Origin of the sequence: Natronoarchaeum philippinense, from assembly GCF_900215575.1 — an archaeon.
GTDB classification, from domain to species: domain Archaea; phylum Halobacteriota; class Halobacteria; order Halobacteriales; family Natronoarchaeaceae; genus Natronoarchaeum; species Natronoarchaeum philippinense.
Map to the genome: position 1 here is coordinate 142,713 of NZ_OBEJ01000002.1, position 13,889 is coordinate 156,601.

At 66.9% G+C, this 13,889-nt stretch carries 15 protein-coding genes; 10 read left to right on the top strand and 5 right to left on the bottom strand.

Annotated elements, in window-relative coordinates; translation table 11 throughout:
• Window positions 1-19 precede the first annotated feature (19 nt).
• Both CRO01_RS07455 and CRO01_RS07460 read right to left on the bottom strand, forming a co-directional pair.
• Window positions 20-901, bottom strand: a complete 882-nt coding sequence (locus tag CRO01_RS07455) for an MBL fold metallo-hydrolase (protein WP_097008512.1) — start codon at window positions 899-901, stop codon at window positions 20-22.
• Window positions 902-910: 9 nt separating this feature from the next.
• A complete protein-coding gene (locus CRO01_RS07460) occupies window positions 911-2,254 on the bottom strand; it encodes an ATP-binding protein (RefSeq protein ID WP_097008513.1) in 1,344 nt (447 codons plus the stop codon).
• Between the two features lie 153 nt (window positions 2,255-2,407).
• Here CRO01_RS07460 and CRO01_RS07465 point away from each other — a divergent pair, with 153 nt between their 5' ends.
• The 5 genes from CRO01_RS07465 (at window position 2,408) to CRO01_RS07485 (ending at window position 7,001) form a co-directional block, all read left to right on the top strand.
• Window positions 2,408-3,550 (top strand): thiolase family protein, encoded by a 1,143-nt coding sequence (locus CRO01_RS07465; protein ID WP_097008514.1) that lies wholly within the window; start codon window positions 2,408-2,410, stop codon window positions 3,548-3,550.
• Window positions 3,551-3,676: 126 nt separating this feature from the next.
• The gene (locus CRO01_RS07470; protein WP_179747426.1) at window positions 3,677-4,453 is read left to right on the top strand and encodes an ABC transporter ATP-binding protein; all 777 of its coding nucleotides are present in this window, start codon (window positions 3,677-3,679) and stop codon (window positions 4,451-4,453) included.
• Window positions 4,450-6,063: a hypothetical protein gene (locus CRO01_RS07475; RefSeq protein ID WP_097008516.1), complete on the top strand. Its 1,614-nt coding sequence runs from the start codon at window positions 4,450-4,452 to the stop codon at window positions 6,061-6,063. The genes CRO01_RS07470 and CRO01_RS07475 overlap by 4 nt, the downstream gene beginning before the upstream one ends.
• Before the next feature lie 87 nt (window positions 6,064-6,150).
• A complete protein-coding gene (locus tag CRO01_RS07480) occupies window positions 6,151-6,423 on the top strand; it encodes a DUF5808 domain-containing protein (RefSeq protein ID WP_097008517.1) in 273 nt (90 codons plus the stop codon).
• Between the two features lie 38 nt (window positions 6,424-6,461).
• Complete coding sequence (locus CRO01_RS07485) at window positions 6,462-7,001, top strand: XTP/dITP diphosphatase (RefSeq protein WP_097008518.1); 540 nt, start codon at window positions 6,462-6,464, stop codon at window positions 6,999-7,001.
• A gap of 18 nt (window positions 7,002-7,019) precedes the next feature.
• Here the strand turns inward: CRO01_RS07485 and CRO01_RS07490 are convergent, their stop codons facing one another.
• Together CRO01_RS07490 and CRO01_RS07495 are read right to left on the bottom strand one after the other, a co-directional pair.
• Entirely contained in the window at window positions 7,020-7,493 is a 474-nt protein-coding gene (locus CRO01_RS07490) for a DUF7384 family protein (protein WP_097008519.1), read from the bottom strand.
• 362 nt (window positions 7,494-7,855) lie between these two features.
• The gene (locus tag CRO01_RS07495; RefSeq protein ID WP_097008520.1) at window positions 7,856-8,137 is read right to left on the bottom strand and encodes a winged helix-turn-helix domain-containing protein; all 282 of its coding nucleotides are present in this window, start codon (window positions 8,135-8,137) and stop codon (window positions 7,856-7,858) included.
• A 169-nt stretch (window positions 8,138-8,306) separates the two neighbouring features.
• Here CRO01_RS07495 and CRO01_RS07500 point away from each other — a divergent pair, with 169 nt between their 5' ends.
• Both CRO01_RS07500 and CRO01_RS07505 read left to right on the top strand, forming a co-directional pair.
• Window positions 8,307-8,624 (top strand): EMC6-like membrane protein, encoded by a 318-nt coding sequence (locus CRO01_RS07500; RefSeq protein WP_097008521.1) that lies wholly within the window; start codon window positions 8,307-8,309, stop codon window positions 8,622-8,624.
• Window position 8,625: 1 nt separating this feature from the next.
• Window positions 8,626-10,440, top strand: coding sequence for a ribosome biogenesis/translation initiation ATPase RLI (locus CRO01_RS07505; protein ID WP_097008522.1), 1,815 nt, complete (start codon window positions 8,626-8,628; stop codon window positions 10,438-10,440).
• Between the two features lie 48 nt (window positions 10,441-10,488).
• On the opposite strand, the gene CRO01_RS16590 is transcribed toward CRO01_RS07505, so the two are convergent.
• Window positions 10,489-10,665, bottom strand: a complete 177-nt coding sequence (locus CRO01_RS16590) for a hypothetical protein (RefSeq protein WP_179747427.1) — start codon at window positions 10,663-10,665, stop codon at window positions 10,489-10,491.
• A 747-nt stretch (window positions 10,666-11,412) separates the two neighbouring features.
• Between CRO01_RS16590 and CRO01_RS07510 the strand changes: the two genes are divergently transcribed.
• From CRO01_RS07510 to CRO01_RS07520, 3 genes are all read left to right on the top strand, one after another.
• The gene (locus tag CRO01_RS07510; RefSeq protein WP_097008523.1) at window positions 11,413-12,531 is read left to right on the top strand and encodes a hypothetical protein; all 1,119 of its coding nucleotides are present in this window, start codon (window positions 11,413-11,415) and stop codon (window positions 12,529-12,531) included.
• Window positions 12,528-12,743, top strand: coding sequence for a hypothetical protein (locus CRO01_RS07515; RefSeq protein WP_097008524.1), 216 nt, complete (start codon window positions 12,528-12,530; stop codon window positions 12,741-12,743). Before CRO01_RS07510 ends, CRO01_RS07515 begins: the two co-directional genes overlap by 4 nt.
• A gap of 162 nt (window positions 12,744-12,905) precedes the next feature.
• Window positions 12,906-13,886 carry an AAA family ATPase gene (locus CRO01_RS07520; RefSeq protein ID WP_097008525.1) on the top strand — a complete coding sequence of 327 codons (981 nt, stop codon included), beginning with the start codon at window positions 12,906-12,908 and terminating at the stop codon, window positions 13,884-13,886.
• Window positions 13,887-13,889 lie beyond the last annotated feature (3 nt).

Consider the following 13,889-nt stretch of genomic DNA (forward strand, 5'->3'; position numbering starts at 1 on the left):
TGGCCAGCGCTTGCCCGGCTCAGAGTTCGTAGCGCTCGCCGTCGATCGCAAGTGGCTCCTCGAACGCTTCGTCTGCGGGATAGAAGTGCGCGAGATGGACCAGCCGCGTCTCCGTGGCGTCCAGATCGTCTGCCAGATCGAGCGCGCCCTCGCGGGTCATGTGCTTGGTGCCGAAGGTTCGCGGGACGCCCGCGTCGTCGTGGTGCGCGCCGCCGGCGGGATGGTACTCGCAGAGGTCGGCCGGGACGATGGCGTCCGCGAGAAAGAGGTCCGGATCGGCCAGCATCTCCCGGGAACGCTCGGGGATGCCGTAACTCGTATCACCGGACAGCGAGAGCTTCGCGCCCGTCTCGGGGTCCTCGATCACGAGGCCGTAGCAAACCAGCGGCGGGTGATCGACCGGGACGAGCGTCACGTCGAGCCCGCAGGTCCGTATCGTCTCGAACGGCGAGCGCGGTCGCACCTCGATCGCGTCGAGGTAGTCGAACTTGTCCTCGATCGTCTCGGCGACGCTCTCGCCGGTGTTGGGATCGGTCTCGTCGGCCGCGTAGACGGGCACGTCCTCCAGCAGGCGGTAGGCGTTGCCCAGTCCGTCGAGGTGATCGAAGTGGACGTGCGAGACGACGACGGCGTCGGGCAGGTCGACGCCCTCGCGGAGGAACTGGTAGCGAAAGTCGGGCGAGGCGTCGATCAGCAGCGACTCGCCGGTGCGCTCGTTGTGGACGTGGACCGAAAAGCGCGTGCGCTCGACATCTCGTTCGCGCGGCGAGTCGACGCCTCGCTCGCGCAGTCGGCGACGCAACGCGTCGCCCGGGTCGCGGCTTCGCTCGCAGGTGTCACAGTCACAGCCGACCGTCGGCGTCCCCGTCGTGTCGCCCGTCCCGAGCAAGGTGACCTGCATGCGGTCGGGTCAGTGCTCGTGGGCGTGGTCGTGGGAGTGGCCGTCGCCGCCGTCGGCGCCGATATCGCCCCCGGCGACCAGCGCGTCGTGGTCGCCGTCCATCATGTCCATGTTCTTGAGGTTGTCACGCTCCTCGAAGTCCTCGACTGCGTCGACCAGATCGGCCTGCGTGAGCGTGGTCCGCTCTTCGGTCAGCGCGTCGAGGACGGCCTCGCGGAGCACCATCCGGAGGTCGCTGCCGGTCAGTCCCTCGGTGATGTCGGCGATCTCGTCGGGATCGAACTCGTCGATGTCCATCGCGCGGGTGATCACGCGCAGAATGTCGGCGCGCATCCCCGCGTCGGGCTTGGGGAAGTTGACGATCTCGTCGAAGCGACGCCACGCCGCGGCGTCCAACTGGTCGGGGTGGTTCGTCGCGCCGATCAGCAACACGTCGTCCTGGATGAGGCTCACGTCGTCGATCGATTTGAGCAGGGTGTTGACCGCGCGCTTGATCGCGGCGTGCTCGTCGGAGGCCCGCGTCTTGGCGACGAAGTCGAACTCGTCCATAAAGAGGATACACGGGGAGAGCCGCTTTGCGACCTCGAACACCTTCTCGACGTTCTTGGCCGTTTCGCCGAGATACTGGCTGGTGATCATCGAGAGCTTGACTTCGACGAAGGGGAGATCGAGCGAGTGGGCAAGCCCTCGCGCGGTCGAGGTCTTCCCGGTGCCCGGCGGGCCGACGAAGAGTAGCTTGCCGATCTCGCGCAGGCCGATCTGGGCGAGGTAGTCGCGGTGCTCGATCGCCTTGACGATCTTGTGGATCTCGTTTTCCTGATCGGTCGTCAGCACCAGATCGTCGAGCGTCATCTCGATCTCCTCGGGCGCGTGGATGTCGACGAGGTCGAGCATCTCCTCTTCTTCCTCGTCCTCGAAGTACTCCTCGAGCAGGCTGTCGATCCACACCCGGTCGGCCTCGATCGGCCGGTTCGCGTCCCGAACGCGCTCGTAGTCGATGTCGAACTCCTCGCCGAAGCGGTACGCCAGCGTCGGGTTCGAGCGCAGGCGCTCGTCGTCGACGCGCTCGGTGAACCACTGCTCGGCCATCTCGGGCTGGTTGATCGAGATCGACCCCGAGAACTCGTCGCGCTCGGTGAACATCAGCTCGGAGACGGCCTCCCAGGGCTGGTCGACGCCGGTGCCGGCCCGCGCGGTGCTGTTCGTCGCCGATAGCGGGCGCTCGATCTCGCCGTCGGTCCAGAACACCCGTCTGAACCGCGGAGGCAGGTCGTTGGCGTCGAGGTCCCGTTCGTCCGTGAAGATCCGCGTCGTCAACAGAAACTCGACGACGTCCATCGCCGCGTTGCTCATTCCCCGATAGGTTGGACCGGACTGCCCTTAAGACCGTCGAAGGGTCGTACGCACCGGCTGGCAACCGAGACGTTCGATCGCGCCAGTAAACTCCCAGCGCGAGCGGGGCGAGTTCTACGCCCATTTAAGTTCACGAAAGACGATTCGGATCGTATGAGCGACGAGACGACTCCGGTGATCGCGGCAGCGTACCGAACGCCCCAGGGCAAAGAAGACGGCGCCTTCGCGGACCTGCGCAGCGAGGACCTCTCGGTCCCGCTGATCGACGAGATTCTCGCCGAGACGGGACTTTCGGGCGAGGATATCGACGACCTGATGTGGGGCTGTGCTCAGCAGCGCGACGAGCAGGGCAACAACCTCGCCCGCGTGATCGCGCTGCTCTCGGAACTGGGCGAGTCGGTGCCCGCGACGACGATCAACCGCTGGTGTGCCTCCTCGATGCAGGCCGTGATCTCGGCGTCCGACGCCGTCCGCGCCGGGCAACGCGACGCCGTCATCGCCGGCGGCGTCGAGTCGATGAGCCGCGTGAAGATGGGCGAGAACACCCACAAGGTTCACCCGCGCCTGAACGACCTGTACAACGTCGGCGAACTTCAGATGGGGATGACCGCCGAGAAGGTCTCCGAGGAGTACGACGTGAGCCGCGAGGCCCAAGACGAGTACGCTCTCCAGAGCCACCAGCGCGCGGCCGCCGCGACCGAGGAGGGTCGCTTCGACGACCAGATCATCCCGATCGAAACCGAGGACGGCGTCGTCGACGAGGACGAGGGGATCCGCCCCGACACCTCGCTCGAACAGCTCGCCCAGCTCCCGACCGTGTTCAAGTCCGACGGCACGGTGACGCCGGGCAACGCCTCGCAGGTCAGCGACGGCGCCGCCGCGACGCTCGTGACGAGCAAGGCGTTCGCCGAGGAGCACGATCTGGACGTGCTCGCCGAGATCGGCGCGAACAACGTCGCCGGCGTCGACCCCACCGTCATGGGCATCGGCCCGGTCCCCGCGACCGAGGGCCTGCTGGAGCGCACGGGTCGGGACATCGACGACTACGATCTGGTCGAACTCAACGAGGCCTTCGCCAGCCAGACCGTCTACGCCCGGCGCGAACTCGGCATCGACGAGGACCGCTACAACGTCAACGGCGGCGCCATCGCGCTCGGTCACCCGCTGGGCGCAAGCGGCGCGCGCCTGCCCGTGACGCTGGTCCACGAGATGATCGAGCGCGACGCCGACCGCGGGCTGGCGACGCTGTGTGTCGGCTTCGGCCAAGGTGCGGCGATCGAGTTCCGGCGTCCCTGAGCCGGCGACGCGTTCGCTTCGGCGCCTCGTTTGGCCTGACAGCATAGCCATGCACGACGCCGGCGCGCGGTTCGGTTCACGCGCAGCGGTAGACATTTTATGATCGGACAATAAATCGCCGGTACCGTGCCCGACCTCGCTATCGAGACGCAAGCCCTCACGAAACGCTACGGCGACGCGACCGCCGTGGAAGACCTCACGCTCTCGATCTCCCGCGGGAGCGTCTACGGCTTCCTCGGCCCGAACGGCGCCGGCAAGACGACGACGATGCGGATGCTGACGACGCTGACCCGCCCCACCTCGGGCACCGCGAACGTCGCGGGCGAGTCGATCGAGGACCGCGACGCAGTGACGCCACACATCGGCTATCTCCCCGAGGAACCGCCGCTGTACGACGAACTGACCGGCCGCGAGCAGCTAGAGTACATCGCCGGACTGCGCGATATTCCCGAGGCCGAGGCCGACGAGCAGATCGAATCGATGCTCGACCGGTTCGGCCTCGCCGAGGACGCCGACAAGCGCATCGACGCCTACTCGAAGGGGATGCGCCAGAAGGTCGGCGTCATTCAGGCGGTGCTCCACGAGCCCGACGTGGTCTTCCTCGACGAGCCGACCAGCGGCCTCGACCCCCGCGCCGCCCGGACGATGCGGGACACCATCGCCGAACTCGCAGATCGGGAGATGACCGTGTTCCTCTCGACGCACATCCTCCCCGTCGTCGACGAACTCGCCGACACCGTCGGCGTGCTCCACGACAGCCGGCTGGTTGCCGAGGGGACGCCGGATGGCCTGAAAAACCGTGCCGAGGCCGGCGACGAGCGCAGTCTGGAGGATGCCTTCCTCGATATCACCCACGACCACGGCGCCGAGCGGATCGAGGAAGAGACCACGACGACCGCATGACCGGCCGGCTCGGACAGGCACTACAGATCGCGCGCGTCGAGACCGTGCGCCACTACCGCCGCCAGCGCGAGCACTCTTGGCGGTCGTTCTCGGAACTGTTCTTGGTCGTGACCGCCGCGCTCGTCGTCGTCGGACGCGTTCCCGTCGCCGGCGGCGCGCTCTACCCAGAGCCGGGGGCGTACTACTACGCCGAGGCCGTGGCGGCGGGCCGCCCCGGCGCCGCCGACGCCGTCCGCGGCTTCGCAGGTATCGCCTTCGTACTCGTCGCGCTGGTGACGATACTGTGGACGATCAAGGGACAGGGCTGGCGCGAGCGCTCCGACGGCCTCCTCACGACGCTGCCCATCGGTGCGATCGTCGCGGGCGACGCCGCCGCGAAGGCGATCAAGGCCGGCCGATTTCTCTCCGTGGCGATCGTCGGCGGCGCCGCGGCGTTCGCGCTCGGCGCAGGCCGGCCACTCGGCGCTGTCGGCGTCCTCGTCGGCGCCGTCGGCCTTGTCGCGGTCGCGGTCGGCGCTGGCTACGTCGTCGGGCTCGCTGGACTAGCTGCCCTCCGGCGATGGGCCGTCGTCCGGGAGCATCGTCTGCTCGTCGGCTCGCCGCTGGCCGCGCTGTACTTCGGGCTGTTCGTCGGGAGCCGACAGGCCGGGGCGGCGCTCGGCGATCTCCCGATCGCGTGGTACGCCGACCTCGCGCTGGCGTCGATCGGCGGCGGCGACCCGCTCCGGGCGGCCGGCGCCGTACTCGGAACGCCGGTCGCGCTCGCAGGGCTCTGGGCCGTCGGGACGCCGCTGGCGCGTCGGGCGTGGCTCGTCGATCCGCCAGCCGAGCCGACCGACGCCGAAGCGGAGGCGTCCGGTCTGCTCGGTCTGTTCGATCGGTTACTCGCGGCCACGTGCTCGCGGCCGACGCGCGCAGTCGCCGGTGCGCTCTGGCGGCGAGCGCTCCGGGAACCGCAGGCGCTTTTGTACGTGCTGTTACCGGTCGTGTTGCTCGTCTCCGTCGGTGTCGAGTTCGCCCGCGCGTTGCCCGCGTCGGTGCCGGCGCTGGTGGCCGTCTACGGGGCGGGCGCCGCCGGCGCCGGCGCGACGCTGAACCCGCTGGGCAACGAGGGGCGCGGGCTTCCCGCGACGCTGACGACGCCGGGGAGCGCTCGCCACGTCGTCCGAGGATATCTCGTCTCGGCGGCGCTGCCGGGCGCCGGCGTCGCCTCGGTGCTGACCGTCGGCGTCGCCGCGGCGGCGTCCGGTTCGATCGTCGTCGTTATTGGTGCCGGCCTGCTCGCCGTCGCGCTGGCCGCGTCGCTCCCCGCGATCGCGCTCGGCATCGGCACCGTCCTCCCGGAGTTCGACGCGATCCGACCGGCCGAGAACGCCGGCATGACCGCGCCTCACGTGTACGCCGTGGTCGCTTACTCGACGGCGATCGGAACCGTCGGCGCACCGGTGCTCGCGGGCCACTATCTGGCCCGCGAAGGCACGGCAGCGGCGCCCTCCAGCGCGGTCGTCGTTGCCGGCACCGCGGCGACGGCGCTCGTGGCGATGGGCCTCGGCGCGCTCGGCTATCGGCGAGCGGTTCGAACGTTCGAGACGTACTTGATCGGAGGCTGATCGACGCCGAGAGCGCCCGCGCTGATCGCCGGCGTCGCGCGGTTCCAACCACTAACCGTTTTAACCTTCTGTGCCCTAATCTCTCGCATGGCCGACAAGCCGACCTCCGGTGAGATCCTCGGCGTACCGTACAACTTCGAGCGACCCGAATTCCGGCGCATGCTGTCGTCGTACTGGGAGCCCGGCGAGGGGATGCTCGTCGAGAAGCCCTTCGGCATCGGATACACGCTGAACCTCGCCAACTGGCGCTCTTGGGTCGTGCTAGCGATCGCGGGCGCGCTTCTCTGGCAGGAACAGGGCAGCAGCGAGGACGCCGACGCGAAGGACGACCCCGTCGAAGTCGTCGTCGACGACGACTGATCGACGGCTATTTTCGCCGCCGGCGTCGACCGCCGGGTATGATCCGTTTCGTCACCGGGAACGAGGGCAAAGTCGCGGAGGCCCGCGAGTACCTGCCGACCGAGGTCGAACAGGTCGAGTACGACTACGCCGAGGTCCAGAGCGACGACTTGGAGACGATCGTCCGCCGCGGCGCCCGCGAGGCCTACGAGGAGTTGGGTGCTGAGTCGGGGATTTTTGTCGACGACACCGGCCTGTTCGTCGAGGCCCTCGACGGCTTTCCGGGCCCCTACTCGGCGTACGTCGAGGACACGCTGGGCATCGAGCGCGTTTGGGAACTCGTCGAGAACGAGTCGAACCGCAAAGCGGCGTTCCGGACCGTGCTGGCCTACTACGACGGCGACGATCTCGTCACGTTCGAGGGCTCGGTCCGCGGGCGGATCGTCGCACCTCGCGGCGAGGACGGCTTCGGCTACGACCCGATTTTCGAGCACGACGGGTCGACGTTCGCCGAACTGTCGACCGAGGAGAAAAACGCTATCTCTCACCGCGGCCGGGCACTCGCAGCGTTCGCGGACTGGCTTGCCGAGCAGGAGTAGCGCTGCAGCGGTCGGCGGTTACTCTCTCGGATTGCGGTCGGGGCCGGGATACTCGCCCCCGACGACGGCGTCGTAGAGGCCCGCGGGATCGAACACGGCGTCGAACGCCTTCGGATGCCGGACGCTCATCGCGGCCCGACCCTTGAGTCGGGCGCCGGCCTCGACGCTCCCGAGGCGGTCGTCGAACGACAGTACGTGCGCGGCGTCACCGTGATACGCGCTGGCCAGCGCCGGATGATCGCCTTGCGGATGTTCGACCGGAACGCGCTCGCGCTCGATTCGCTCGCGCCAATCGGCGGCTAACTCGGCGTCGGCGAGGTCGGCAAGCACTGCTTCGGCGTCGTCGAGCAGTGGATCGCTTGCGACGAGGTCGATCCACGAGTGCGAGCGAACGTGATCGAGCGCTGCGCGGGCGGGCCCGCCGACCAGCACGTCCGCGGCGAGCACGTCGGCGTCTGCGACGACCCGCGCCGGGTCGGACGTGTCACTCATCGGTGGCGTCCTCGCGGCGGCGCGCCAGTGTGTCGCTCACTCGCTGTTCGTCGGCGTCGTACCCCTCGGCTCGGTCGAACAGATCCGCCCACGTCATGCTCCGAAGAAAGCGTCGGCGCCACAAAAACGGCCCGGAGACGACCGTCGTACGTCCGTCTGACGGGTGTTTAAGTCGTCTCCCTGCCATCTCCCGTTCGGGCGCGCACTGGCCACTTTCCCATCCTCTCGAATCGCGCGCCCCACACCGCTCTCCCCACTCCGCTGGCGGCGTGTCCCCCGCACGCCGCGCTGTTCACCGGAGCGCGAACAACCGATCAGACAGCGACAGAAACGAGACGTGTCAGAACTCGACCGAAGCGCCGTTACTCCGCGCAGGTGCCCTGCTCGGCACAGCCCTCGGCGGCAGCCATGGCGTCCTCGTCGAGTTCGTAGAGGCTCTGGCGGGCGTCGGCGAAGTAGACGTCTTCGTCGACGATGCCGATGTCTTCGAGCCGCTCCAGCGCATAGCGGACGGTCCGGGCTGACAGCATCGACTCTTCTACGATCTGTTTCTGGGTCAGCGGACCGTCGTACTCCAGTACTTTGAACACTAGTTTCGCGCTCGGCGGAAGGTCTTCGATCTCCTCCCCGTCAGTGCCAGCCATCGTTACGAATCGAACGGTCCCAGAAGCATAAAGATTGATACGACGGGTTCGTTGGGCGGCTTGAGGCGGTCGTGTTCGGTGTCGACGCCGCCATCCCGAGACCGTGGCGCCGACAGACCGTCGGCGTCCAAGCGAACGGCTTTTTAGGTGCGGTCACCGAGCACACGGTATGTCGACCGAATCCGCCGACCAGAGGGAGTCACACCTCAGGTCGGTCACCATCACGACGATCACCGCGCTCGCGGGCGTGGGCGCCGCCCTCGCGTCGGCCGCTCTGGCCGGTGACGTGAGCGCGGCCGAGGCCGCCAAGAACCAGCAGGCCCAGCTGGTCGTGCTGGCGGCAATCGTCGTACAGTTCCCACTCTACAGCATCTTGGGCTACGACGACTTCGGCGGGGTCAAAGACTTCCTGTTCGTCGTGTTCATGACGTTTTCGCTGTGGTTTCTCACGTGGGGAATCATCCTGATGACCGGCGTCACCGTCTAACATGGCAAAGGATAGTATCGCCGTCGTCGACCTAGAGCGGTGCCAGCCCGACCGGTGCAACTACGAGTGCAAGAACTACTGCCCGCCGAATCGCACCGGCAAGGAGTGCATCACGCTCCGGGGCGAGGAGGCCGAGGAGGGCCAGCCCGAACAGGTGCGCATCTCCGAGGAGATCTGTCTGGGCGAGACCTGTGGTATCTGCGTCGAGAAGTGCCCCTTCGACGCCATCGAGATCATCAACCTGCCACAGGAACTCGAAAACGATCCGTCGCACCGCTACGGCGAGAACGCGTTCTCGCTGTACGGACTCCCGGTCCCGGAGGAGGGTCAGGTGACTGGCATCCTCGGGCCGAACGGCATCGGGAAGACGACCGCCGTCCGCGTGCTGGCGGGCGAACTCGTCCCGAACCTCGGTCAGCACGAGGAGCCCCCGGACTGGGACGACGTGTTAGACGAGTTCCGCGGCACCGAACTCCAGGACTACATCGCCGCCGTGCGCGACGGCGACGTGAGCGTCGCGCGCAAGCCCCAGTACGTCGACGAGATCCCCGGCCAGTTCGACGGCAACACGCGTCAGTTGCTCGACCGAACCGACGAGCGCGGCGAACTCGACTACCTCGTCGAGCGCATGGAGATCGGGCCCGTCATGGACCAGAACATCGACAACCTCTCGGGCGGCGAACTCCAGCGGGTCGCCATCGCGGCGTGTCTCGCGCGGGACGCCGACTTCTACTTCCTCGACGAGATCACGCCGTACCTCGACATCGGCCAGCGGATGACCGTCGCGCGGCTGATCCGCGAACTCGCCGAGGAGGGCGACCGCTCGATGCTGGTCGTCGAGCACGACCTCGCCATCTTGGATCTGCTGGCGGACACGCTCCACGTCGCCTACGGGAGCCCCGGCGCCTACGGCGTCGTCACGGACCCCAAGTCGGTGCGCAACGGCATCAACGAGTACCTCTCGGGCTATCTCGAAAACGAGAACATGCGGATCCGACCGAACCCGATCGAGTTCGAGGAACACGCCCCCCGTCCCGTCAGCACCGCCGACACGCTCGTCGAGTACCCCGACATCTCGAAGAGCTACGGCGAGGGCGAGTTCTCGCTCGACGTGGAGGGCGGCGAGATCCGGCGCAACGAAGTGCTCGGCATCGTCGGCCCGAACGGCATCGGGAAGTCGACGTTCGCCAAGCTGCTCGCGGGGTCACTCGAACCCGACGAGGGGAACCTCGACTTCGCGCTCGACATCGCCTACAAGCCCCAGTACATCGACATCGACCAGCCGATGCGGGTCGACGCGTTCCTGTCGTCGATCACCGACCAGTTCGGCTCGTCGTACTGGAACACCGAGATTGCCGAGCCCCTGCAGCTAGAGCGGATCATGGAGCAGAACCTCACCGACCTCTCGGGCGGCGAACGCCAGCGCGTCGCCATCGCGGCGACGCTGTCTGAGTCGGCCGACCTGTACCTGCTCGACGAGCCATCCGCGCACCTCGACGTCGAACAGCGCGTGCAGGCCACCAGCGCGATCCGGCGCTACGCCGAGCAGCAAAACGCCACCGTGCTCGTGATCGACCACGACATGTACATGATGGATCTGCTGGCCGATCGCTTGATGGTGTTCGACGGCGAACCCGCCGAGCACGGTCACGCCGGCCAGCCCCAAGAGATGCGCGCCGGCATGAACGAGTTCCTCTCGAACCTCGAAATCACGTTCCGACGCGACGAGCGCGTCGGCCGCCCGCGCATCAACAAGCCCGACAGCCAACTGGACCGCCAGCAGAAGAAAGACGGCGAGTACTACTACTCGGTGTAGACGCCGACGCGACGGCGTCGCTTCGCGGGCTGTCGGCGTCGATCGACCTCACAGTATTTTGGCTGCTCTGAGAAAGCCGACGAGCGCCAGTCCGCCCGCAACCATCGTCAACTCAAAGGAGTCGTACGGAATTGCGAGCACACCGGCGACGAGCCCCACCAGCGTGATTTCGATTGCAAACAGCAACTCTTCGAGATCCCCCATCGGCCTGTCGGGCTGCTCCATAGCGACACCTCCGACTCGATTACATTATTTGTTGATACATGGGCGTCTCCACGATTCTCGCGCTCAGCTGGCTGGCGCGCTTGGACTGGTACTTAGTGGGTTTCGGCATCTGCATCCAAACGTTTCCAGAAAGCTCAATTTACCGCGGTTAAGGTGTCCTTACTGCCGGATTTCGGCGTCCTCAAGCGACGGCGACAGCTGTCGGCCCCGCTGCGAGCGCGACGCCGTAGTGAACTGATCGACGCAGTTGTAGAATGGTCGACGCCGCTGTGGAGTCGTGGCCAGCGATTCAGCGGCCGATAGCTGACTGTCGATCATCTATTGGAGTCTCTGCGCCCACGCACGTGTGTGCGCCGCCTCCCGCGTCGAGGTGACGTTCACGTCGAGGAGCTCCGCGCGTCGATGTAAGCGTCGCGCGAGCGATACCGTTCGAGCATCGAGTCGCCGATCGCGGTAACGGCGTCGTACTCGTGGTGTGGGCACTCATAACACTCGCCTCGACGTGGTCAATATGGCCGTAATAGGTCTCGAAGACGGCTTACTCGAGGTAATCGTATCGTGCTCTCGCGTAGGACCGCATTTCGCGGCGCCGGTCGAACGCCCGGATTCGCGCAAGTATCCGAAAGCGAGTCCGCCGGCGTCACGGTCGGCAGGCACAACAACTCGCAACCAAGAATCGCTATAGACGCATCTTCGGATGGTAAACTCGCGAAAATCACTTTATGTATACCTCGATCCTACCCGTGTATGGCAGAACGCCAGACCGACGATACCGCGACGATGTCCAAGCTTAACCGACGTTCCTACCTCGCGCTCGCGGGGGCAGCGGGAGTTGCAGCGGGTACGGCGGGCCTACTCGGTGGCTCGACCGGCTCGGCCAGCGCAGACCGGCAGACCGTCGACCTCGGTGCGGAGGGGCTACAGGACGGCGACGCGATCGACGACTATCTGGCAGAACACTTCGACAATGGGACAGCGGTCCATATCCCGCCCGGTAGCTACGAGTGGAACGGAGAGGGCCTCGACGGCGACTACGAGAACGCGGCGCTGATCGGCGACGGCAAGCCCGGCGCCGTCGAGTTGAACTTCCCCGAGGGCGAGCACCGGTACAACGCCGTCCGCGCGCAGGCCGGCGAGGTACGGCTGGAGAACTTCCAGATCCGCGGCGCGACCGGCGGCGAGGAGGCGAAGCTCCGTGCCGAGGCCCGCGGCGAGGACGCGACGATGGTGCTCGACAAGATCTGGCTCCCCGACGGCGTCGAGGATGGCGCTGACGGGGTCGGCATCTACGTCGGCGCCGAGCACGCCGGCACGATCCGAATCGTCGACTGTTGGGTCCAGAACTTCTCGGACAACGGCCTGTACGCCAGCGGTCCGGGCGCCGACTTCGACGACGCCGAAAACGGGAAAGTCATCGTCGAGGGCGGCCTGTTCCGGAACAACAACATCTCCAACGTCCGAATCGGTACCGACGGCGCCGAGGTCCGGAACGTCGCGATGGTTCACGACGGCCAGTCGCCCCCCAACGACGGCGTCTACAACCAGCGTAACCTCCGGATCCGCCAGCCCGGCCAGAACATGGTCGTCGACAGCTGTGACATCTACCACTCGATCGACCACTCCCAGCCGATCGACCTCTCCGAGGAGTTCTCGGGCGGCGAGGCCGTGATCAAGAACACGCGGGTCCTCACGAACTCCGACTCGCCGGTTGCTAACGAGCACGGCGGCGACTACCTGCTCAAAAACGTTCACCTGAAAGGTGATGGCAACCACGAAATCGCCGTCGAGACCGAGAACGTCGTCGAGGGCTCGAACGCTCAGAAAGCCACCCCGGCCGCCCAGAATCCCGTCGGTGATCGATCATGAGTTCGGACCAGCAAAGCTGGGAGCAGCTCCGCATGGACCCCGATCCCGAGTCCGATCTGGGCTACGAGTCGAGCGAGTGGGACGTGCTCCCCGTCGAGACGGGCGGTCGCGACCAGCGGCTGTTCCTGCCGGCCGACGAGGACGCCCTCCGGGACGACGCCTTCATCGTCGCCGACGCCACGGCGCTGTGTGACGTGCGCGACTGCCGTTGACCGCCCACACGCATTCCCCGAACCTGTGCGGTTTCGGCGGCTGAAGCGCCCGATCTCGCTGTTGTGATCGGCTGCCGGCGACACAAAGATTTTCACTGCTTCTTTCCAAACAATCGATAACGGATCCCCGGCACTGCGGGAGTTTCGGGGCGTCGTGCAATCATGACTGACGCCAACCACTCGGACGTGCTCGACGGGACCGCCCGCCCCGGCGAGGACGCGCTCTCCATCGACGAGGTCGGATCGCTCGCCACGGACGTTCTCGACAACGTGACGACGGTGATCGTCGGACAGGACGACGTGATCGAACACGTCGTCGTCGCCATGCTGGCGCGGGGTCACGTCCTGCTGGAGGACGTTCCCGGCGTCGGCAAGACGATGCTGGCCCGGTCGATCGCGCGCTCGTTCGACTGCTCGTTCAAGCGTGTGCAGTTCACGCCGGATCTGCTACCGGCCGATATCACCGGCGTGAACGTCTTTGATAAACGCTCGGGCGAGTTCGAGTTCCAGCCCGGACCGATCTTCGCCAACGTCGTGCTCGGCGACGAGATCAATCGCGCGCCGCCCAAGACCCAGAGCGCGCTGCTGGAAGCCATGGCCGAATCGCAGGTCACGGTCGACGGGACGACCCGCGAAGTCCCCTCGCCGTACACGGTGATCGCAACGCAAAACGCCGTCGAGCCAGGGCGGACCTACGAACTGCCACTCGCCGAGGTCGACCGGTTCATGAAGAAACTCCAACTCGGCTACCCCGGCACCGACGAGGAGATCGAACTGCTCGACCGCGTCGCCGGCGAGCATCCCATCGAGTCGCTCAGTTCGATCGCCAGTGCGAACGACCTCTCTCGTGCGCGCGACGCCGTCTCGTCGGTGACCGTCGAACGGCCGATCCGCGAGTACGTCACCAGCCTCGCGGGCTACACCCGCGAGAACGCCGAACTGGGCGCTAGCCCCCGCGCGGCAGTCGCCTTGCTGCGCGCCGGGCAGGCGCGGGCGGCCTTCGAGGGCCGCGCCTACGTCGTTCCCGACGACGTCAAAGTCGAGGCGTCGCCGGTGCTCGCCCACCGACTGCGTGCGGGCGACGCCGGGCGCTCGGGCGTCGATATCGTGGCCGACGCGCTCGAAACAGTTCCCGTCCCCTGACCG